The sequence below is a fragment of the Azospirillum sp. TSH64 genome, assembly GCF_003116035.1.
In the GTDB taxonomy this organism is placed as follows: Bacteria; Pseudomonadota; Alphaproteobacteria; order Azospirillales; family Azospirillaceae; genus Azospirillum.
In genome coordinates, this window is sequence record NZ_LGQW01000015.1 from 1,734,987 (window position 1) to 1,754,360 (window position 19,374).

A 19,374-nucleotide genomic window follows, 5' to 3' on the forward strand; every position below is an offset into this window, starting at 1 on the left:
TTTGCATATGAAATCAAATCCCGCTATCCACGGAACCGAACGGTGCGGCAGGACGCCGCAGGTCGGCGTGCGCACCCGTCACACGAAAAGAGGATGGGGAGGATCGCATGGGTCGGTTGCTAAAGCCTTTCGCGCTGGCGGCGCTGCTCGCGACGACGGCGTTGTCCGCTGCCGCGGTGTCGGCTCAAGCCCAGACCGCCAAGCCGGTGCGAATCGGCGTGCTGGCGGACGAGGCCGGGTTCGCGTCCGACATCGGCGGCAAGGGTGCCGTGCTCGCCACCCGGATGGCGGTTGAGGATTTCGGCGGCAATGTGCTTGGCCGGCCGGTCGAGGTGCTGTCGGCCGACATGCAGAACAAGCCGGACGTGGCCTCCAACATCGTCCGCAGCTGGTTCGACGTCGACGGCGTCGACATGGTGACCGACATTCCGGTCTCCTCCGTCGCCCTGGCGGTGCAGGCGGTCGCGCGCGAAAAGAAAAAGGTGCTGATGATCAGCGCCGCGACAACCACCGAGCTGACCAATTCGCAATGCTCGCCCTACAGCATCCACTGGGCCGACGACACCGCGTCGCTGGCCGTTGGCACGACCAAGGCGGTCGTGCAGTCGGGCGGCACCAGCTGGTACTTCATCACTGCCGACTTCGCCTTCGGCACGGCGATGGAGAAGGCGGCGACCGACGCGATCAAACAGGCCGGCGGCACCGTCGTCGGCGGCGTACGCCATCCGATGGGCACCAGCGATTTCGGCTCCTACCTGCTGAGCGCCCAGGGCAGCGGCGCCAAGGTGGTGGCGCTCGCCAATGTGGGGGCGGAGACCATCGGCACCATCAAGCAGGCTGGTGAATTCGGCCTGACCGAGTCCGGCCAGCGGCTGGTCGGCTATATCGTCTTCATCACCGACATCCATTCGCTGGGTCTCGACCTCGCCAAGGGGCTCTATGTCACCAGCGGCTTCTATTGGGACCGCAACGACCAGACCCGGGCATGGTCCAAGCGCTTCTTCGAGCGCCACGGCAAGATGCCGACCAAGGAGCAGGCCAACACTTACCTCGCCACCCTGCATTGGCTGAAGGGGGTGAAAGCGGCGGGCACCACCGAGTCCGAGGCGGTCACCGCCGCGATGAAGGCGATGCCGACCGACTATTTCGGCACCCCCGGCAGCATCCGCAAGGACGGCCGCGTGCTGTACGATCTTGAGCTGTACCAGGTGAAGAGCCCGGCGGAGAGCAAGGCGCCGTGGGACTATTACAAGCAGGTCCGCAGCATTCCGGCGGCGGAAGCCTTCCTGCCGGTTGAAACCAGCAGCTGCCCCTTTGTGAAAGCCCAGTGACTGGCGCAGAGGTGACCTGCGGGTCGCCGCCGGCGGAAACCGAGTCGAGAGGGGTTCCCGCCGGACTGCGATCCGGGTTACACTCCGCTCTTTAGGCGCTGCGGGGACGGTACGTGGATCTACAGGTGCAAAGCGAGCGGCAGAACGACACCGGACGGTTGCGTTCGTCGGCGCTGGTGCGCCCGGTCTTCGCCGCGCTGGACCTCGGCACCAACAATTGCCGCCTGCTGATCGCCAAGTCGGCGCCGGGTGGCTTCCGCGTCATCGACGCCTTTTCCCGCATCGTCCGCCTGGGCGAGGGGCTGAGCCGCAACGACCATCTGTCGGAGCCCGCGATGGAGCGCACCATCGCGGCTCTGCGCGTCTGCGGCTCCAAGATCGAGCGTCGCGGCTGCACCGCCGTCCGCGCCGTCGGGACCGAGGCCTGCCGCCGCGCCAGCAACACCGCTGCCTTCGTCGAGACGGTGGAGCGCGAGACCGGTATCCCCTTGGAAATCATCTCCAGCGAGGAGGAGGGACGGTTGGCGCTGGCCGGCTGCGCCGCATTGCTGGAGCCGACCCATCCCTATGCCATCGTCTTCGACATCGGTGGCGGCTCGACCGAGCTGATGTGGCTGCAGGTGGAAAAGGGCAGGGCGCCGCGCCTGCTCGACCAGACCTCCATCCGTTGCGGCGTCATCGGCCTGACCGAGGAATATGGCGGCCCCAACGTCACCCGCGCCAACTACATCCAGATGGTGGAGGCGGTCGCCGACGCCATCGCCCCGTTCGAGGCGCGCAACCGCATCGAGAGCCGCGTCGCCGCCGGCAAGGTGCAGATGCTCGGCACCTCGGGCACGGTGACGACGCTGGCCGGCGTGCATCTGGGGCTGTGCCGTTACGACCGCCGGGCGGTGGACGGCAGCTATCTGCGGGTCGACCACGCCCGCGCGGTGATCGACCATCTGGTCGCACAGGATTTCGACGGCCGCGCCCGCCATCCCTGCATCGGCCAGGACCGTGCCGATCTGGTGGTCGCCGGCTGCGCCGTTCTGGACGCGCTGTGCGACGTCTGGCCGGTGGAGCGGCTGCGCATCGCCGACCGCGGCTTGCGGGAAGGAATTCTGGTGGACCTGATCGGGGCCGCCGGCGAATGAACCGGTAACGACACCGGATGTATGATCGGGCAGGTGGGGAAGGATTCCCGCCTGTGCCGGATGACCGAGGAACAGCAGCGATCATGACCGAAAAGACTCCGTCGACGCGTCCGGGCGGACGCCGTGCCACGGTCCGTGTGAAGACCGCCGGCAAGCGCACGGAATCCTCCAAGCGCTGGCTGGAGCGCCACCTGAACGACCCCTATGTGGCCGAGGCGACCAAGCGCGGCTACCGCTCGCGCGCGGCGTTCAAGCTGTTGCAGCTGGACGAGAAGTTCCGCCTGCTCGCCCCCGGCAAGCGCGTGGTCGATCTCGGCGCCGCCCCCGGCGGCTGGACCCAGATCGCGGTGGAGCGGGTGCAGGCCGCGAAGGAGGGTTGGAAGGTCGTCGGTCTGGACATCCTGCCGATGGACCCGGTTCCCGGCGCCACCACCATGCAGGCCGACTTCCTGGAAGAGGGGGCGGCCGAGAAGCTGAAGGACGCGCTGGGCGGCCCGGCCGATCTGGTGCTGAGCGACATGGCCGCTCCCACCACCGGCCACCAGCAGACCGATCATCTGCGCATCATGGGTCTGGCAGAGGCCGCCTACGATTTCGCGGAGGAGGTGCTGGCCCCCGGCGGCGCCTTCGTCGCCAAGCTGTTCCAGGGTGGGGCCGAGCGCTCCCTGCTCGACCGGCTGCGGCGCGACTTCGCCGTGGTCAAGCACGCCAAGCCGCCGGCCAGCCGCGCGGAGTCGTCGGAGACCTATGTGGTCGCCACCGGCTTCCGCGGCGGCAACGTGAACGACTGAATAGGCCGTTTTTCGCACTTGCATAACAGATGCTGTGTGCGCACGGGTTCACAAGCCCATGGTCTTGTGTATAAGTGCGCCACGTTTATCTTCCGGGAGATTAGACACATGGCGCGCGACACCAAAATCCGCGAAGCCCTGACCTTCGACGACGTCCTGCTGGTTCCGGCCGAAAGCTCGGTGCTGCCGAACGACGTGGACACCCGGACAAGATTGACGAAGACCATCGAGCTGGGCATCCCGCTGATGTCCTCGGCGATGGACACGGTGACCGAGAGCCGTCTCGCCATCGCCATGGCCCAGGCCGGCGGCATCGGCGTCGTCCATCGCAACCTGACCATCGAGCAGCAGGCCGAAGAGGTCCGCAAGGTCAAGCGGTACGAATCGGGCATGGTGGTCAACCCGATCACCATCACGCCGAACGCGACGCTGGCCGACGCTCTGGAACTGATGTCCTACCACAAGATCTCCGGCATCCCGGTGGTCGAGAGCCGTGACGCGCGCGGCAGCGGCAAGCTGGTCGGCATGCTGACCAACCGCGACGTCCGCTTCGCCGACGACCCGCGCCAGCCGGTCAGCGAGCTGATGACCAAGGAACTGGTGACCGTTCGCGAGGGCGTCAGCCAGGACGAGGGCAAGCGCCTGCTCCACCAGCACCGCATCGAGAAGCTGCTGGTGGTGGACGAGGACTACCGTTGCATCGGCCTCCTCACCGTCAAGGACATCGAAAAGGCCCAGGCTTATCCCAATGCGTGCAAGGACGATAAGGGCCGCCTGCGCGTCGCCGCCGCCACCGGCACCGGCAGCGACGGTCTGGCCCGTGCGGAGGCCCTGTTCGACGCCGGCGTCGACGTGCTGGTGGTCGACACCGCGCACGGCCATTCGCTGAAGGTGCTCGATCAGGTTCGCGCCGCCCGCGCCCTGTCCAGCTACACCCAGGTCATCGCCGGCAACGTCGCCACCGCCGAAGCGGCCAAGGCGCTGATCGATGCCGGCGTGGATGCCGTCAAGGTCGGCATCGGTCCGGGCTCCATCTGCACCACCCGCATCATCGCCGGCGTCGGCGTGCCGCAGCTGACCGCTGTGATGGATGTGGTGGAGGAGTGCGAGAAGCACGGGATTCCCGTGATCGCCGACGGCGGTATCAAGTATTCGGGCGATCTGGCCAAGGCGATTGCTGGCGGTGCCAGCGTCGCCATGCTGGGCAGCCTGTTCGCCGGCACCGACGAAAGCCCGGGCGAGGTCATCCTGTTCCAGGGCCGCTCCTACAAGAGCTACCGCGGCATGGGCTCGGTCGGCGCCATGGCGCGCGGTTCTGCGGACCGTTACTTCCAGCAGGAGGTTTCGACTATGAAGCTGGTGCCGGAAGGCGTCGAGGGCCGCGTCCCCTACAAGGGTCCGGTGTCGGCGGTCATCCACCAGCTGGTCGGCGGCCTGCGCGCGGCCATGGGCTACACCGGCAGCGCTTCCATCGCCGAGATGCGCGAGAAGTGCCAGTTCGTCCGCATCACCAACGCGGGCCTGCGCGAAAGCCACGTCCACGACATCACCATCACCAACGAGTCGCCGAACTACCGGCAGGGCTGACGGTGACTTCGGGAGCGTCGCCGCCGGCAGTCACCCGGCGGCGACGCTTCCCTCCGCCACCATCTTCCAGGGCTGCCACCCGCCCAGCCGCACGCCGACCGCAAGGCTGGTGAAGGGGATCCGCAGTTCGATGTCCCGCGGCTGGAAGAAGGTCAGCCGTTCCGGTTCACCCCGGTCGTCGAATTCCAGCCGGGCGCCTTTCGGTTCGGGCGCATACTCGTCGCTCATCACCTGCCAGATTTCCAGGTCGCTGCCATGGTTGGTGATCTTGTACTGGCCGCAGCGCCAAGTCGCCGCCTCGCCGACGCTGCCCTCCACGACCTTCTTGTCGCCTTCCATCCGCACGTCGCCGACCCCGGCGGCCTCGCCCTTCATCGACGGGCCCTGCCGTTCGGCGCGGAACCCCAGCCGCAGCCAGGCAGAGCGGCTGTGCGGGATCAGCCGGCGCACAGTGCGTGCGTCGTCCGCTACGAAATGGTCGGGGTCGTCATAGAGGATGCGGTCCAGCGCGGCGGAGACGATCATACGGTCGTCGATGCGCAGGTCCGGTGCGGTGGCTTTGCTCATCAGGCCAAGGGACTCCGAAGGGTGTGCCCATAGTATATAGGGACTTATGCCGCCCGTCGCCCTGATGAGGTCCGCGCCCCGACAGACTCCCGAAACCGGTTCCCAAGCGCTATCCTGCGCGGCCCTTCTCCGGAAGCTCCCGATTCGTCACGAGACGCGCCATGCAGGACCTGTTCGACACGCCGCCCAATCCCCGCAGCATCGCCGTCGATGCCCTGACGCCGGACCAGGCGGCGGCGGAGTTGGCGGCGCTGGCCGCCGAGATCGCCCACCATGACCGGCTCTATCACCAGCAGGACCAGCCGGAGGTCTCCGACGCCGACTATGACCTGCTGGTCCGCCGCAACCTCGCCATCGAGACCCGCTTTCCCGAGCTGCGCCGCGCCGATTCGCCCAGCCTGCGCGTCGGCGCCGCTCCAGCCGCTGGCTTCGGCAAAGTGCGTCATGCCATTCCGATGCTGTCGCTGGGCAACGCCTTCGCCCCCGAGGACGTCGCGGAGTTCGATGCCCGCGTCCGCCGCTTCCTCGGCCTGTCCGACGATGCGCCGCTGACCTTCGTGGCGGAACCGAAGATCGACGGGTTGTCCTGCTCGCTGCGCTACGAGAAGGGCGAGCTGGTTCTGGCCGCCACCCGCGGCGACGGGGCGGAGGGCGAGAACGTCACCGCCAACGTCCGCACCATCCGCGACGTACCGCACCGCCTGCCGGCGCCCTTCCCCGACGTGCTGGAGGTCCGCGGCGAGGTCTATATGAGCCGCGACGACTTCCTGGCGATGAACGCCGCCCGTGCGGAGAAGGGCGAGCAGCTGTTCGCCAACCCGCGCAACGCGGCGGCCGGCAGCCTGCGCCAGCTCGATCCCTCCATCACCGCGTCCCGGCCGCTCTGCTTCTTCGGCTATGCGCTGGGCGAGCTGTCGGAGCCGATCGCCGAGAGCCAATGGGGCATCCGCGAGCGGCTGAAAGGCTGGGGCTTCCAGTTGAACCGCCCGGCCGAGCTGTGCGACGGCAAGGACAAGCTGCTGGCCTATTACGAGGGCATCGGCCGGCGGCGCGCCGGTTTGCCCTTCGACATCGATGGTGTCGTCTACAAGGTCGACAGCCTGGAGCTACAGCAGCGGCTGGGCTTCGTCAGCCGCGCGCCGCGCTGGGCCATTGCCCACAAGTTCCCGGCCGAACAGGCGCAGACCCGGTTGAAGGAGATCACCATCCAGGTCGGCCGCACCGGTGCCCTGACACCTGTGGCGGAGTTGGAGGACATCACTGTCGGCGGCGTCGTCGTCAGCCGCGCCACCCTGCACAATGAGGACGAGATCGCCCGCAAGGACATCCGCGTCGGCGATCTCGTGGTGGTCCAGCGCGCCGGCGACGTCATCCCGCAGGTGGTCGAGGTGGTGCTGTCGCAGCGCCCGGCCGACTCGGCCCCCTATGTGGCGCCGGAAACCTGCCCGGTCTGCGGCAGCCTCGCCATCCGCGAGGCGGGCGAGGTGGTGCGGCGCTGCACCGGCGGCCTGATCTGCGCTGCCCAGGCCAAAGAGCGGCTTCGCCATTTCGTCTCCCGCGACGCCTTCGACATCGAAGGGCTCGGCGAGAAGATCATCGAGGAGTTCTGGGACGAGGGCTTCATCAAGTCGCCGGTCGACATTTTCACCCTTGAGGGCCGGGTCGAGCTGATCGGCCGGCCGGGCTGGAAGGAGAAGTCGGTCCAGAACCTGTTCAAGGCCATCCAGCAGCGTCGCGATGGCATCGACCTGCATCGGGTGATCTACGCGCTCGGCATCCGCCATGTCGGCGAGGTGACGGCCAAGTCGCTGGCCCGCCACTACAAGACGATGGGGGCTTGGGTCGACGGCATGCTGGCGGCTGAGCAGGCGATGCCCGGCCGGGAATGGCGCGATCTGCATACATTGAACGGCGTCGGTCCGGTCACCGCCGACACCATCCTCGCCTGGTTCGCCGATCCCGAGAGTGCGTCCAAGCTCGACTTCTATGCCGGCAACGATGCGCTGCGGCTGGAGACCATCATCGGTTCGCTCGGCATCAAGCGGCTGAACAGCCGGGCTGCCCAGGCGCTGGCCACCCGCTACGGCACCCTGTCCGACTGGCGGGCGGCGATGGAGCGTGCGGTGGCGCAGGCGCCGGGTCAGCCCTGGCTCGATCTGGTCGCCACCCCCGATGTCGGCGAGGTGGCGGCCGAGGAATTGGCCGGCTTCTTCGCGGAGGAGCGCAACCTCGTCATCGTCCGCGGCCTGATGGAACGGCTGACCGTGCTGGAGGCCGAACTGCCGAAGGCCAGCAACTCCCCCATCGCCGGCAAGACGGTGGTCTTCACCGGAACGCTGGAGCGGATGACCCGGTCGGAGGCGAAGGCCCGCGCCGAATCGCTCGGCGCCAAGGTGGCGGGCTCCGTTTCCGGCAAGACCGACTATCTGGTCGCCGGGGCGGATGCCGGCAGCAAGGCGGCCAAGGCCAAGGAGTTGGGCGTCGAGATCCTGACCGAAGACGAGTGGCTGGCCCGGATCGGTGGCTGACCGACGCCGCATCGGACCTTCGCCAAAATGTCGCATCCCCGTTCGACCGGATTGACGGACGGGGATTGGCGGAGTGAGATCAGGAAACGCTTATAGTCAGAAGCGGAACGATGCCGGACAGGTGGACCGCCCCGAAAACGGGACGGCGCCGACGGGCGGTCAACGCCCGCACCCGCCTGCCCGGCTGCCAACGAAGGGGACGAAGGAAACGCCATGGAGCCAATTCAGTGGTCGCGCTGGATGAGCGTGGGCAACGACGCACTGGACGAGGATCACCGCGTCCTGATCGCCATCGTCAATAAGCTGTACGATGACGAGAGCCGCCAGGACCCAGCCCTGATCGAAGCCATCCTGGATGAGTTGATCGCCTACACCCGCCATCACTTCGCGGAGGAGGAGGCGCAGATGGAAAAGCTGAACTACCCGACCTTCGCCGCCCACAAGGCCCTGCACGACCGGCTGACCCGGCAGGTCGAAAGCTACCGCGACGAATTCCGCGCGGGTGGCAGCAGGATCAGCGGCGAAGAGGTGTTCCTGTTCTGCTCCGACTGGCTGGGCAAGCACATCCTCAAGGAGGACACCCGCTTCGGAGAATATGCCGGCACTGGGGCGGAGATGGTGGCGGGGTAGGAGGCCTTCCCGTCCCGGAAGGAGGGGGCTCGCGGCACCTGCGCAGATCCCAGATTAAGAAAATTACCTAAAATACTGAAATAAATCGGAAAACAGGAAATATCCACCAAATTGCGCAGGGCGCCCGCTCCGAGAGGGGAGGGCGCTTTTCCTTTGCGCGAATCGCCGCGGCGGTGGGGGAGGGGAGTGCGCCAAAGAAAAAGCCCTCCCCGGTGGGGGAGGGCAGGGGCAGACCTCTCGAAAAGACCATCCCGGAATGATGATGGCAATCAGGCGACCGCCAGCTGCTCCAGGCCGCGGCGCGCGACCGGCAGCGACATCGCCGTCTCGTAGCGCCAAGCACTGCGGTCGGCGAACAGCGCACGCAGCAGCTGGTTGTTCAGGGCATGGCCGGAGCGCACGCCGTGGAAATGGCCGACGATCGGCGCGCCGGCCAGATACAGGTCGCCGACGGCGTCCAGGATCTTGTGGCGCACGAACTCGTCCTTGAAGCGCAGGCCCTCGGCGTTCATCACCGTATCGCCGGAGATGACCACCGCATTGTCCAGCGAGCCGCCACGGGCGAGGCCCATCTTGCGCAGCCCCTCGACCTCGTGCAGGAAGCCGAAGGTGCGGGCGCGGCTGATCTCGTCCTTGAAGCTGTCCGGATCGATCTCCAGGGCACGGGCTTGACGGGAGATGGCGGCGCTGTCGAAGTCGATCTCGAAGCTGTAGCTGGTCGCGTCGTCCGGGGTGAAGGACGCGCTCTTGACGCCGTCGCCGATGGCGACCGGCTTCAGGATGCGGATGAAGCGGCGGGGCGACTTCTGCACGGCGATGCCGGCCTGCTCGATGGCGGCGACGAAGGGAGCGGCGCTGCCGTCCATGATCGGCACCTCGATGCCGTCCAGCGAAACCACGGCGTTGTCGATGCCGCAGCCGGCCAGCGCCGACATCAGATGCTCGATCGTGCCGACGGTGGTGCCATGGTCGTTGCCGATCACGGTGCACAGGCGGGTGTCGACAACCGTGTCCCAGCGCGCCGGAATGACGGCGGCCGCACCGCGCAGGTCGCTGCGCAGGAAGGTGATCCCGGAATTCGCATCGGCCGGCGAAATCGTCAGCGTGACGATGACGCCCGAATGCAGCCCGACGCCGGCGATGGTCACCGCCTTCTTCAGGGTCTGCTGGAACATGCCGTCCACGTTGCTGCGATTGTTGGCCACGATGTCTTTTCCATCTTGGTCGTGAAGGAGAGGTTTCCGGCGATCCGCGCCGCTTGATCTTGGGAGATCATCGCGTCGGCGGCTTTCGCTTTCGACCATGCTGATAGGTAACACCGGGGATCGGAAATCGGCAAATCACTCATTGTTACCGTTTGTTGCAGGGCAAAAGTGGTGTGCAGCACAAGCAATCAGTTGTTTGAAGCAAGTAGCGGGAAATAAAAAATCCCCGGCGACGCACGACGGCATCACCGGGGTCCGAAAGGTTCGGTCAGGTTGTGGAGCCGCCGGCGCCGCGATTAGGAGGCTGCGGCGACGGCGGTTATCTCCGGCTTTCGCCGGGATCGGCCGGCCGTCCTGCCCAACACCATGTCGCTCAGGACGGCCAAGATCGGTTCAGGTCCGGCCGCTCAGTTGGCCTGACGGCGCAGGAAGGCCGGGATGTCCAGTTCTTCCTGTTCGCCCGGCTTTCCGTCGGCCCGCGGGGCCGGAGCCTGCGCCTGCGGGGCGGCGGGGTAGCCCGGCGCATGCTGCGGAGCGGACTGCTGCGGCGGATAGACCGGTTGTTGCTGCTGCGGCGCCGGATACTGCTGGCCCGCCGGATAGCCCTGGTGGGGAGCCTGCGGCGGCTGCTGCGGGTAGGCGGGCGGCTGCTGCGGATAGCCCTGGGGGGCCGGCTGGTACTGCTGCGGGGCTGGCTGCGGCTGATAGGCCTGCGGTGCGGGCTGCTGCTGCACCGGCTGCGGCGCCGGTTCGGACTTGCGGCCCAGGCCGGTCACCAGACCGAACAGGAAGTTGCCCTTGCGGGCCGGCGCCGGCTCCGGCGCAGGCGCCGGGGCCGGACCGACGGACAGGCCGCCCGGATGCTGTTGGCCGGGGTGCTGCTGGTGGCCCTGCGGGGCGGCGTGGTGATGCTGCGGCGCCATCGGGGCCGGCTGCGGCTGGAGTTGCGGCTGCTGGTTGCCCTGCATCTGCGGCGCCTGCGGGGCGTGCTGCTGGTGCGCCGGCTGCTGCGGGGTCGACAGCGGTGCGGCCCCGACGGTCACCGGCTGGCGCGGACCGGCGTCGGCCGGCTTCGGCGCGAAGAAGTGGCCGCCCTGGTTCTCGCCATGCAGCGGACCGGCGGCCGGCTTCGGCGCCTCGACAGGCTGCTGGCCATACTGCTGGGCCGGCTGCTGCTGGGCCGGGTCGTGCTGGATGGCGGCGGCACCGGCAGTGACCGGCTGCGGCGTGCGCAGGCCGGCGGCGGCGCTGGGAATGGCCGAGCCTTGGGCGGCGGCCGGAGCCGGGGCGCCGGTCAGGTTGCCGGGAGCCCCCGGCTTCTTGGCGCGGTCGCCGACCAGCGACAGGTTGACCGGGTGCAGGGTGCGCGGGTTGCTCATCGCCGCGGCATCGATGCCGGTGGCGACGACCGACACGCGCATCACGCCGTCCAGCGAGCTGTCGAAGGTCGAACCGAAGATGATGTTGGCGTCGGGATCGACCTCGTCACGGACGCGGTTGGCCGCCTCGTCGACCTCGAACAGGGTCATGTCGTAGCCGCCGGTGATGTTGATGAGGACGCCGCGGGCACCCTTCATCGACACGTCGTCCAGCAGCGGGTTGGAGATGGCGGCCTCGGCGGCCTCGATGGCGCGGCGCTCGCCGCCGGCCTCGCCGGTGCCCATCATCGCCTTGCCCATCTCGGTCATGACGGACCGGATGTCGGCGAAGTCCAGGTTGATCAGGCCGGGCATCACCATCAGGTCGGTGACGCCGCGCACACCCGAATGCAGAACGTCGTCGGCCATCTTGAAGGCGTCCGCGAAGGTCGTCTTCTCGTTGGCGATGCGGAACAGGTTCTGGTTCGGGATGATGATCAGGGTGTCGACATACTGCTGCAGTTCGGCGATGCCGCCCTCCGCCAGCCGCATGCGGTGACCGCCCTCGAAATGGAAGGGCTTGGTGACGACGCCGACGGTCAGGATGCCGCGCTCGCGGGCTGCACGCGCGATGACCGGGGCCGCACCGGTGCCGGTGCCACCGCCCATGCCGGCGGTGATGAAGACCATGTTGGAGCCTTCGAGATACTGGACGATCTCGTCGATCTGCTCCTCGGCCGAGGCACGGCCGACATCCGGCTTGGAGCCGGCGCCCAGGCCGCGGGTGGTGCCCGTGCCCAGCTGGATGCGCTTCTCGCACAAGGAACCCTTCAGCGCCTGCGCATCGGTGTTGCCGACGACGAAGTCCACGCCTTCCAGGTTCGACTTGATCATGTTGTTGACGGCATTGCCGCCGGCCCCGCCGACGCCGAAGACGGTGATGCGCGGCTTCAGTTCGGGCTCGATCTGGGGGATGGTCACGTTGATCATTCTATTCAGGCCTCCACAACCTGTTTTCGTTGGGTTTGATGTTTGATATGCCGCGACCGGCGCCCGGTTGTGTCCGGTGTCTGTCCGTTCGGGAATCGGTGAATGGCGGTGGGGCGAATCATCTAGAGATTCTCCCGCAGCCACAGGCCGACGCGGCCGAGGAGCCCGGTTGACGCGACCGCCTCTTGGCCGGTCACCATCAGCTCCGTCGGGTTGCGGACGGCGTGTAGGAGAAGGCCCGCCACCGTTGAGAAGGCCGGTCCGCCATGCGCCTCGTTGAGGCCGGCGATCCGGGTGGGGCGGGCGATGCGGACCTGCTTGTCGAGGATCGGGGCGGCCATCTCGCGCGTGTTGGGCAACTGGCTGGCGCCGCCGGTCAGCACGACGCGCCGGCCGACCAGATGGGAATGGCCGGACTGCTCGATGGCGCTGCGCACCTCTTCGAAGATCTCTTCCATCCGCGCCTGGATGATGCTGACCAGGAAGGAGCGCGGGTGGCTGGCGGTGCCGCTGCCGCTGCGCTCGTCCTCGCCGATCTGCGGCACCTCGATCATCTCGCGCTCGTCGGCCGGGTTCACGCGGGCGCTGCCATACAGCACCTTCAGCCGCTCGGCATGGACCAGCGGAGTTGCCAGCCCGTGCGCGATGTCGTTGGTGACGTGCCGGCCGCCGAGCGGCACGAAGCCGGTCCACACCAGATTGCCTTCGGCGAAGATCGAGATGGTGGTGCCGCCGCCGCCGATGTCGACGCAGGCCGCTCCCATCTCCATCTCGTCCTCGACCAGACAGGCGAGGCCGGAGGCGAAGGGGCTGACGACGATGGACTCGATGTTCAGGTGACAGCGGGCGATGCAGGCGTGCAGCGTGCGGATGGCGCCGGCTGCGGCGGTGACGACATGCAGCTGTGCGCCCAGCGTGTGGCCGCTCATCCCCTTGGGATCGCGGATGCCGCGGCTGCCGTCTAGGGTGAAGCCAAGCGGGATGGTGTGGATCAGCGCCTGATCAGGACCGGCCTGCAAAGTGCGGGCATGGGCCATGGCGCGCCGGATGTCGCCCTCCGTCACCTCCTGGCCGGAGACCGGGACGGTGGCGGTGAAGGCATGGGAGCGGGGATGGCCCATCGACAGGTTGACGACGACGTCATGCACCGTCTCGCCGGCCATCTGTTCGGCCGCATGCACGGCGGCGCCGATCGAGGTCTCCGCCGCCTCCATGTCGATGATGGTTCCGGCGCGGATGCCCGTGGCGATCTGGTGGCCGACGCCGATCACGCGGAGGGAGCCGGGCTCCTCCATCCGCGCGATGACGCAGCACACCTTCGTCGAGCCGACGTCCAGCGCCGTGACGATCCCGCCACGGGCCGGCCGCTTCGGCTTCTTGGCACCGTTGAATCCCATCCCGAACATGCCCCCCAAGACTTTCCCTCGACTCCTGTCCACCGGCGACGGGCGCTTCCCCACAAGCGCCTGTCGTCACCGGGGCTTCAAGATTTCTTGCCGTTCTTCTTCTTCGTGTCGTCCTCCCAGCCCGGAAGCTGGGCGGTGGCGGAGGTCTGGATCGCGGCCTTGTCGGGCAGGCGCAGGTCGATGGCGACGATGTCGCGGTCCAGCACATGGCTGGCCGTGTGCATCTGCTCCAGTTGGCGCAGCGCGCGGCGCATCTCGGCATTGCCTTCCGGCAGCTTCACCGTCACGCCGTTGCCGAGCTGCAGGTTCCAGCGGCGGTCGCTGATCCAACTGGCGGATGACAGCATCGGCGCGATGGTCGGGGCGCCATCCAGCGCCGACAGCAGGGTGTGGACCTGCTGCGGGGCGTTGGCGCCGATCACCTGCGGCAGAGTTTCGATCCGCTGGTTGCCGCGGCGCGCCAATTCCGCCGCGTCGGCCAGCGGACGGCCGGCGCGGTCGATGACGGTGAACTGGCGGTCATGCTGCCAGATCGCCATCGGCTGGCGCTCGGACAGGCGGATGTAGAGGAAGCCGGGCAGCCGCCGCTCGATCGAGGCGGACGACACCCAGGGCAACTCCTCCAGCCGTTGCTTGGCATCGGCAAGGTCGATGGACAGGATCGGCTCGCCACGGCGCACGCCCAGCGCGTCGAGCACAACGTCGCGCTCGGTCTCGCTGCGGCCGACCACCAGGATCTCCGACAGGCGGAAGCCCATGTCGCCGGTCAGGCGGATGACGCTTTCCTGCGCCGCCTCCATCGTCTCGGCCAGATTGCCACGCTTCCAGGTGGAGCCGGCGGCACCGACCAGTCCCAGCACCGGCACCAGCACCAGCGCCGCCTTGACGGCGGAGCGGGTCCAGCGCGGCCAGGCACGCCGCCGCTTGCCTTTTTCCGCCGACGCGGCCATGGCGCGTGGCGGGGTCGGCATCTCGTCCCGGGCGCGCGCGCCGGCGGCGGCGCGAAAGTCCGGGTCGGCCATCAGGCGAGCTGACATGCGGCGTTCTCCACGAGCCAGCCGACCAGCGCGCCGTAGGTGATCCCCACATGCGCGGCCTGTTCGGGCACCAGCGACAGGGGCGTCATGCCCGGCTGGTTGTTGATCTCCAGGAAATACAGACCGTCCGTTCCCGGCCGGCTGTCATCCCAGCGGAAGTCGCTGCGCGACACGCCCCGGCAGCCCAGGGTGTCGTGCGCCAGCACCGCCAGCCGCTTCGCCTCCTCCGCAACGACCTCGGGGATCGCGGCGGGGACGGTGTGGACGGCATGTCCGGCGCTGTATTTCGCGGTATAGTCGTAGAGCTGGGCCTGGAAGACGATCTCGGTCACCGCCAAAGCACGGTCACCCATGACGCCCACCGTCAGCTCGCGACCGGGGATGAACTCCTCGACCAGCGCGCGCTCGCCGAAAGTCCACGCGTCGCCGACCGGGCTGTTCTGCCCCTCGCGGACCAGGGTTACGCCAACGGTCGAGCCTTCGTCCACAGGCTTGACGATATAGGGCGCAGGCATGGGGTGGCTGCCGCCGGTGATCTCCCCGCGGGACAACACCATCCCCTTGGGCGAGCGGACGCCGACGGTGTCCAGCACGCGTTTGGTCATCGCCTTGTCCATGGAGATGGCGGCGGCCTGGACGCCCGAATGGGTGTAGGGCAGGCCCAGGAACTCCAGCACGCCCTGGATCGTCCCGTCCTCGCCGCCGCGGCCGTGCAGGGCGTTGAACACCACGTCGGGGCGCGGATTGCTCAGGGCGTGCATCAGCCCGCCCAGGTCGCGCTGCACGTCGATGGCGGTGACGCGGTAGCCTTCCTCCTCCAGCGCCTTGGCGACGCCGGCCCCGCTGACCAGCGACACCTCGCGCTCGGCCGACCAGCCGCCCATAAGGACGGCGACATGCTTCTTGTGGGCGTGGAGAAGGGCTTCGGTCATTGGGCGGTGCTTCCTTCGGCGGGAATGCCGATGCGCTTGATTTCCCAGTCCAGCGTGACGCCGCTGGTCTCGAATACGCGGCGGCGGACTTCCTCGCCCAGCGCTTCCAGTTGGGCGGCGGTGGCCGTGCCGTTGTTGATCAGGAAGTTGCAGTGCTTTTCCGACACCTGGGCGTCGCCGATGGACAGGCCGCGGCAGCCGGCCTTGTCGATCAGTTCCCAGGCCTTGTGGCCCTCAGGATTCTTGAAGGTCGAGCCGCCGGTGCGGGAGCGGACCGGCTGGCTGTCGGCGCGCTTGTCGGAGATCTCGGCCATGCGCCGCGCGATCTCCAGCGGGTTGCCGGGCTCGCCGCGCAGGACGGCACCGGTGAAGATGCAATCGTCCGGGGCCGCGCTGTGGCGGTAGGTGAAGCCCATGCCGGCATGGCTGAACTCCAGCCGCCGGCCGTCGCGCGCCACCGCGATGGCGGAGACCAGCACGTCGGCCAGCTCGCGGCCATAGGCGCCGCCGTTCATGCGGAGCGCGCCGCCGACGGTGCCGGGGATGCCGGAGAGGAACTCCAACCCGGCGATGCCGGCGTCGCGGGCGACCATGGCGACATTCAGGTCGAGCGCCGCTGCCCCGGCGGTCACGGTCATTCCGTCCGCGGTGATGTCGGTGAAGCCGCGGCCGAGCCGGATGGTGACGCCCGGCACGCCGCCGTCCCGCACCAGCAGGTTGGAGGCGACGCCGATCACCGTCACCGGCACCTCGGCCGGCAGGGCGGCCAGGAAGTCGGCGAGGTCGTCGGCATCGGCCGGGCGGAACATCACCTCCGCCGGCCCGCCGACGCGGAACCACGTCACCGGCGCCAGCGGGGCGTCGGCGGTCAGCCGGCCCCGCACCGCGGGCATCCGCTGGATCAGGTGGCCGTTGGGCCGATGGCTGTCAGCCGGGCTCATGCTGGGCGCTGCCGTCATCGCGTCGCGCCATAGAGGGAGGCCAGCTCACCCGGCAGGGCGTTCGCCCATTGGGTGATGTTGCCGGCGCCCAGGCAGACGACGAAGTCGCCGGGCTTGGCCATCTCGCGCACCACCTGCGCCAACTCCTGCTGGCTGTGCAATGCCACGACATGACGGTGGCCGTGCATGCGCAGGCCCTCGACCAGGCTGTCGCGGCTGACGCCCTCGATCGGCGCCTCGCCGGCGGCATAGACGTCGGCGACGATCACGGCGTCGGCGTCGTTGAAGCAGGTGCAGAACTCCTCGAACAGGGCGGCGAGGCGGGAATAGCGGTGCGGCTGGACGACGGCGATGGTGCGGCCGGTGCCGGCGGTGCGCGCGGCCTTCAGCACCGCGGCGATCTCCACCGGATGGTGGCCGTAATCGTCGATGACGGTGATGCCGTTGGTCTCGCCGGTCTTGGTGAAGCGGCGCTTAACGCCCTGGAACTTGGCCATGCTGTCGCGCATCACCACGTCGGGCAGGCCCATCTCGTTGCCGACGGCGAAGCAGGCCAGCGAGTTCTGGACGTTGTGCGGCCCGTACATCGGCAGGCGCACGCCGGCGATGGCGCGGCTCTCGCCGGTGTGGCGGTCGTAGATCAGCACGTCGTACTTGGCGCCGTCGGGGCCCAGCTCGACGTTCACCGCGCGGATGTCGGCCTGCGGCGAGAAGCCGTAGGTGACGATGCGGCGGTCCGACACGCGCGGGATCATCGCCTGCACCTCGGGATGGTCGATGCAGAGTGCCGCGAAGCCGTAGAAGGGAATGTTCTGGACGAAGCTGTCGAAGGCGGCCCGGGCGTTGTCGAAGGTGCCGTAGAAGTCCAGATGCTCCGGATCCATGTTGGTGACGACGGCGATGCAGGCCGGCAGCTTCACGAAGGTGCCGTCGCTCTCGTCCGCCTCCACCACCATCCAGTCGCCGGTGCCGAGCCGGGTGTTGGAGCCATAGGCGTTGATGATGCCGCCGTTGATGACGGTGGGGTCGAGGTTGGCATGCTCCAGCATATGGCCGACCATCGAAGTGGTAGTGGTCTTGCCATGGGTGCCGCCGATGGCGATGGCCCATTTCAGGCGCATCAGCTCGCCCAGCATCTCGGCGCGGCGGACCACCGGCACCAGGGCCGCGCGGGCGGCCACGACCTCCGGATTGTCGCGCTTGACGGCGGAGGAGACGACGACGACGGCGGCGCCGGCGATGTTCTCGCCGCGATGGCCGACGAACACCTTGATGCCCAGTTCGCGCAGGCGCTTGACGTTGGCGTTCTCGGCGAGGTCGGAACCCTGGACGGTGTAGCCCAGGTTCCGCAGCACCTCGGCGATGCCGCTCATGCCGATGCCGCCGATGCCGACGAAGTGGATGGTGCCGATCGAGAGGGGGAGGGCGCGCATGTCAGGCTTACTTTCCGCGGCGAAGCATCAGGCGAAGGGTGGCGTCGACCGCCCCGTCGGACAGGTCGTTGGGGAGGGGCTGCGATCCATGGATCATCGACAGGCGGTCACGCAGGAAGCCGCCTTCGGCGAGGAAGCGCGGCACCAGCGGGCAGCCCGGACGGTTGTACCAGCCGCCCTCGGTCCGAGTCATGTCCGCCGGCCAGTCCTGCAGCGGCCGCGGCGTCGGCCGGGTCAGATTCCGCATGGGTTTCATCATTCCGCGGCCCCCTTGGCGCTGGCACCGGCGGACGGGCGCCGGGCGTGTTGGGATTGGTCGTGGTCGGAGCGGGCGTGATCGTGAGCGGCGGGGCCGCCGTCCAGCATCGCCAGCACGGCGTCGGCCAGCGCGGTGGCGGCGTCGGCGGTGCCCCAGCCATGGGCGGCGCGGGCTGCGGCAGTCAGCGCCTGCGGATCGGCCAGCAGGGCGGACAGCTGCTTGGCCAGAGCCTGTGCGGTAAAGGAGGGCTGCGGCACCAGCCAGGCGGCGCCGGCTTCCGCCAGATGGCGGGCGTTGGCGGTCTGGTGGTCGTCGGTGGCGTGCGGGTAGGGCACCAGGATCGCCGGACGGCCGACGCAGGTCAGCTCGGCGATGGTGGAGGCCCCGGCGCGGGTGACGGCGAGGTGGCAGGCGGCCAGCCGCTCCGGCACATCGCGGAAGAAGGTCTGCAACTCCAGCCGGGCGAGGCCCAGCGGTTCCAGCGCGTCGCGGGCGGCTTCGAGATCCTCCGGGCGGCATTGCTGCGCCAGATGGATGCGGGCGCGCATCGCCTCGGGCAACAGGGCCAGCGCCGCGGGAATCACCTCCGAGAAGATTCGGGCGCCCTGGCTGCCGCCCATCACCAGCAGGCGGACGGGACCGTCGGCGCCGGGTGCCTCGTAGGGGGACAGGCGGCGGGCGGCGACGGCCGGGCGGACCGGGTTGCCGGTGCGGACGATCTTGACGCGCTGCGCCTCGCCCAGCTTTTCGATGTCGGAGAAGGCGACGGCGATGCGGCTGGCCCCGGCGATCAGCATCCGGTTGGCGCGGCCCAGCACGGCGTTCTGCTCGTGCAGCAGGGCCGGCAGCTTCGACTGGATGGCGGCATAGACGGTGGGGACCGACGGGTAGCCGCCGAAGCCGACCACGGCGGCGGGGTCGAGCCGGCGCATCAGCGCCCGCGCCTCCAACAGGCCGAGGCCCATCTGCAGGGCGGCCTTCAGCTTGCCGACGATGCCGGCGCCGGGGGAGGCGGCGCGGATGCGATGGACCGGCACCTCCGGCAGGTTCTCGCCGAAGGCATGGCCGCGCTTGTCGGTCACCAGCGTCACCGCCCGGCCACGGGCCAGCAGCTCGCGCGCCAGCGCCTCGGCCGGGAACATGTGCCCACCGGTACCGCCGGCGGCCAGCACGATCACCTTGTTGGCGTTGGCGTCGAATCCCGCAGGGAAGCCCGCATTGGAGCCGATCGTGCTCAAGTCGG

General features: G+C 68.6%; 16 protein-coding genes. 6 read left to right on the top strand and 10 right to left on the bottom strand.

Annotated elements, in window-relative coordinates; all coding sequences use genetic code 11:
- The first annotated feature begins 107 nt into the window (after window positions 1–107).
- The 4 genes from TSH64_RS09515 to guaB all read left to right on the top strand — a co-directional run bounded on the left by TSH64_RS09515 (window position 108) and on the right by guaB (window position 4,845).
- Window positions 108–1,331 (top strand): ABC transporter substrate-binding protein, encoded by a 1,224-nt coding sequence (locus TSH64_RS09515; protein ID WP_109096533.1) that lies wholly within the window; start codon window positions 108–110, stop codon window positions 1,329–1,331.
- A 113-nt stretch (window positions 1,332–1,444) separates the two neighbouring features.
- Window positions 1,445–2,467 (top strand): Ppx/GppA phosphatase family protein, encoded by a 1,023-nt coding sequence (locus tag TSH64_RS09520; protein ID WP_109096534.1) that lies wholly within the window; start codon window positions 1,445–1,447, stop codon window positions 2,465–2,467.
- A gap of 83 nt (window positions 2,468–2,550) precedes the next feature.
- A complete protein-coding gene (locus TSH64_RS09525) occupies window positions 2,551–3,258 on the top strand; it encodes an RlmE family RNA methyltransferase (RefSeq protein WP_109096535.1) in 708 nt (235 codons plus the stop codon).
- Window positions 3,259–3,366: 108 nt separating this feature from the next.
- Window positions 3,367–4,845, top strand: coding sequence for an IMP dehydrogenase (gene guaB / locus TSH64_RS09530; protein WP_109096536.1), 1,479 nt, complete (start codon window positions 3,367–3,369; stop codon window positions 4,843–4,845).
- Window positions 4,846–4,875: 30 nt separating this feature from the next.
- On the opposite strand, the gene TSH64_RS09535 is transcribed toward guaB, so the two are convergent.
- A complete protein-coding gene (locus TSH64_RS09535) occupies window positions 4,876–5,412 on the bottom strand; it encodes a hypothetical protein (protein ID WP_109096537.1) in 537 nt (178 codons plus the stop codon).
- Window positions 5,413–5,573: 161 nt separating this feature from the next.
- Here TSH64_RS09535 and ligA point away from each other — a divergent pair, with 161 nt between their 5' ends.
- Together ligA and TSH64_RS09545 are read left to right on the top strand one after the other, a co-directional pair.
- A complete protein-coding gene (gene ligA, locus TSH64_RS09540) occupies window positions 5,574–7,940 on the top strand; it encodes an NAD-dependent DNA ligase LigA (protein ID WP_109096538.1) in 2,367 nt (788 codons plus the stop codon).
- 213 nt (window positions 7,941–8,153) lie between these two features.
- Window positions 8,154–8,570 (top strand): bacteriohemerythrin, encoded by a 417-nt coding sequence (locus TSH64_RS09545; protein ID WP_109096539.1) that lies wholly within the window; start codon window positions 8,154–8,156, stop codon window positions 8,568–8,570.
- 269 nt (window positions 8,571–8,839) lie between these two features.
- Here the strand turns inward: TSH64_RS09545 and lpxC are convergent, their stop codons facing one another.
- The 9 genes from lpxC to murG all read right to left on the bottom strand — a co-directional run bounded on the left by lpxC (window position 8,840) and on the right by murG (window position 19,360).
- The gene (lpxC, locus tag TSH64_RS09550) at window positions 8,840–9,775 is read right to left on the bottom strand and encodes a UDP-3-O-acyl-N-acetylglucosamine deacetylase (protein ID WP_247872834.1); all 936 of its coding nucleotides are present in this window, start codon (window positions 9,773–9,775) and stop codon (window positions 8,840–8,842) included.
- Window positions 9,776–10,182: 407 nt separating this feature from the next.
- A complete protein-coding gene (gene ftsZ, locus TSH64_RS09555; protein ID WP_109096540.1) occupies window positions 10,183–12,123 on the bottom strand; it encodes a cell division protein FtsZ in 1,941 nt (646 codons plus the stop codon).
- Between the two features lie 122 nt (window positions 12,124–12,245).
- Window positions 12,246–13,520, bottom strand: a complete 1,275-nt coding sequence (gene ftsA / locus TSH64_RS09560) for a cell division protein FtsA (RefSeq protein ID WP_109452450.1) — start codon at window positions 13,518–13,520, stop codon at window positions 12,246–12,248.
- 86 nt (window positions 13,521–13,606) lie between these two features.
- Window positions 13,607–14,566 (bottom strand): cell division protein FtsQ/DivIB, encoded by a 960-nt coding sequence (locus tag TSH64_RS09565; protein ID WP_109096541.1) that lies wholly within the window; start codon window positions 14,564–14,566, stop codon window positions 13,607–13,609.
- Window positions 14,551–15,498: a D-alanine--D-alanine ligase gene (locus tag TSH64_RS09570; RefSeq protein WP_109096542.1), complete on the bottom strand. Its 948-nt coding sequence runs from the start codon at window positions 15,496–15,498 to the stop codon at window positions 14,551–14,553. The genes TSH64_RS09565 and TSH64_RS09570 overlap by 16 nt, the downstream gene beginning before the upstream one ends.
- Window positions 15,495–16,457, bottom strand: a complete 963-nt coding sequence (gene murB / locus TSH64_RS09575) for a UDP-N-acetylmuramate dehydrogenase (protein WP_109096543.1) — start codon at window positions 16,455–16,457, stop codon at window positions 15,495–15,497. The genes TSH64_RS09570 and murB overlap by 4 nt, the downstream gene beginning before the upstream one ends.
- On the bottom strand, window positions 16,454–17,872 hold the full coding sequence (murC, locus tag TSH64_RS09580) for a UDP-N-acetylmuramate--L-alanine ligase (protein ID WP_109096544.1): 1,419 nt from the start codon (window positions 17,870–17,872) through the stop codon (window positions 16,454–16,456). The genes murB and murC overlap by 4 nt, the downstream gene beginning before the upstream one ends.
- A gap of 7 nt (window positions 17,873–17,879) precedes the next feature.
- Window positions 17,880–18,119: a hypothetical protein gene (locus TSH64_RS09585; RefSeq protein WP_244592762.1), complete on the bottom strand. Its 240-nt coding sequence runs from the start codon at window positions 18,117–18,119 to the stop codon at window positions 17,880–17,882.
- Window positions 18,120–18,127: 8 nt separating this feature from the next.
- Window positions 18,128–19,360 (bottom strand): undecaprenyldiphospho-muramoylpentapeptide beta-N-acetylglucosaminyltransferase, encoded by a 1,233-nt coding sequence (gene murG, locus TSH64_RS09590; protein WP_109452452.1) that lies wholly within the window; start codon window positions 19,358–19,360, stop codon window positions 18,128–18,130.
- Window positions 19,361–19,374 lie beyond the last annotated feature (14 nt).

Coding starts and splice junctions, on each gene's coding strand:
- TSH64_RS09515 (WP_109096533.1), top strand. CDS start 108: ATGGGTCGGTTGCTAAAGCCTTTCGCGCTGGCGGCGCTGCTCGCGACG.
- TSH64_RS09525 (WP_109096535.1), top strand. CDS start 2,551: ATGACCGAAAAGACTCCGTCGACGCGTCCGGGCGGACGCCGTGCCACG.
- guaB (WP_109096536.1), top strand. CDS start 3,367: ATGGCGCGCGACACCAAAATCCGCGAAGCCCTGACCTTCGACGACGTC.
- TSH64_RS09535 (WP_109096537.1), bottom strand. CDS start 5,412: ATGAGCAAAGCCACCGCACCGGACCTGCGCATCGACGACCGTATGATC.
- ligA (WP_109096538.1), top strand. CDS start 5,574: ATGCAGGACCTGTTCGACACGCCGCCCAATCCCCGCAGCATCGCCGTC.
- TSH64_RS09545 (WP_109096539.1), top strand. CDS start 8,154: ATGGAGCCAATTCAGTGGTCGCGCTGGATGAGCGTGGGCAACGACGCA.
- ftsZ (WP_109096540.1), bottom strand. CDS start 12,123: ATGATCAACGTGACCATCCCCCAGATCGAGCCCGAACTGAAGCCGCGC.
- ftsA (WP_109452450.1), bottom strand. CDS start 13,520: ATGGGATTCAACGGTGCCAAGAAGCCGAAGCGGCCGGCCCGTGGCGGG.
- TSH64_RS09565 (WP_109096541.1), bottom strand. CDS start 14,566: ATGTCAGCTCGCCTGATGGCCGACCCGGACTTTCGCGCCGCCGCCGGC.
- TSH64_RS09570 (WP_109096542.1), bottom strand. CDS start 15,498: ATGACCGAAGCCCTTCTCCACGCCCACAAGAAGCATGTCGCCGTCCTT.
- murB (WP_109096543.1), bottom strand. CDS start 16,457: ATGACGGCAGCGCCCAGCATGAGCCCGGCTGACAGCCATCGGCCCAAC.
- murC (WP_109096544.1), bottom strand. CDS start 17,872: ATGCGCGCCCTCCCCCTCTCGATCGGCACCATCCACTTCGTCGGCATC.
- TSH64_RS09585 (WP_244592762.1), bottom strand. CDS start 18,119: ATGCGGAATCTGACCCGGCCGACGCCGCGGCCGCTGCAGGACTGGCCG.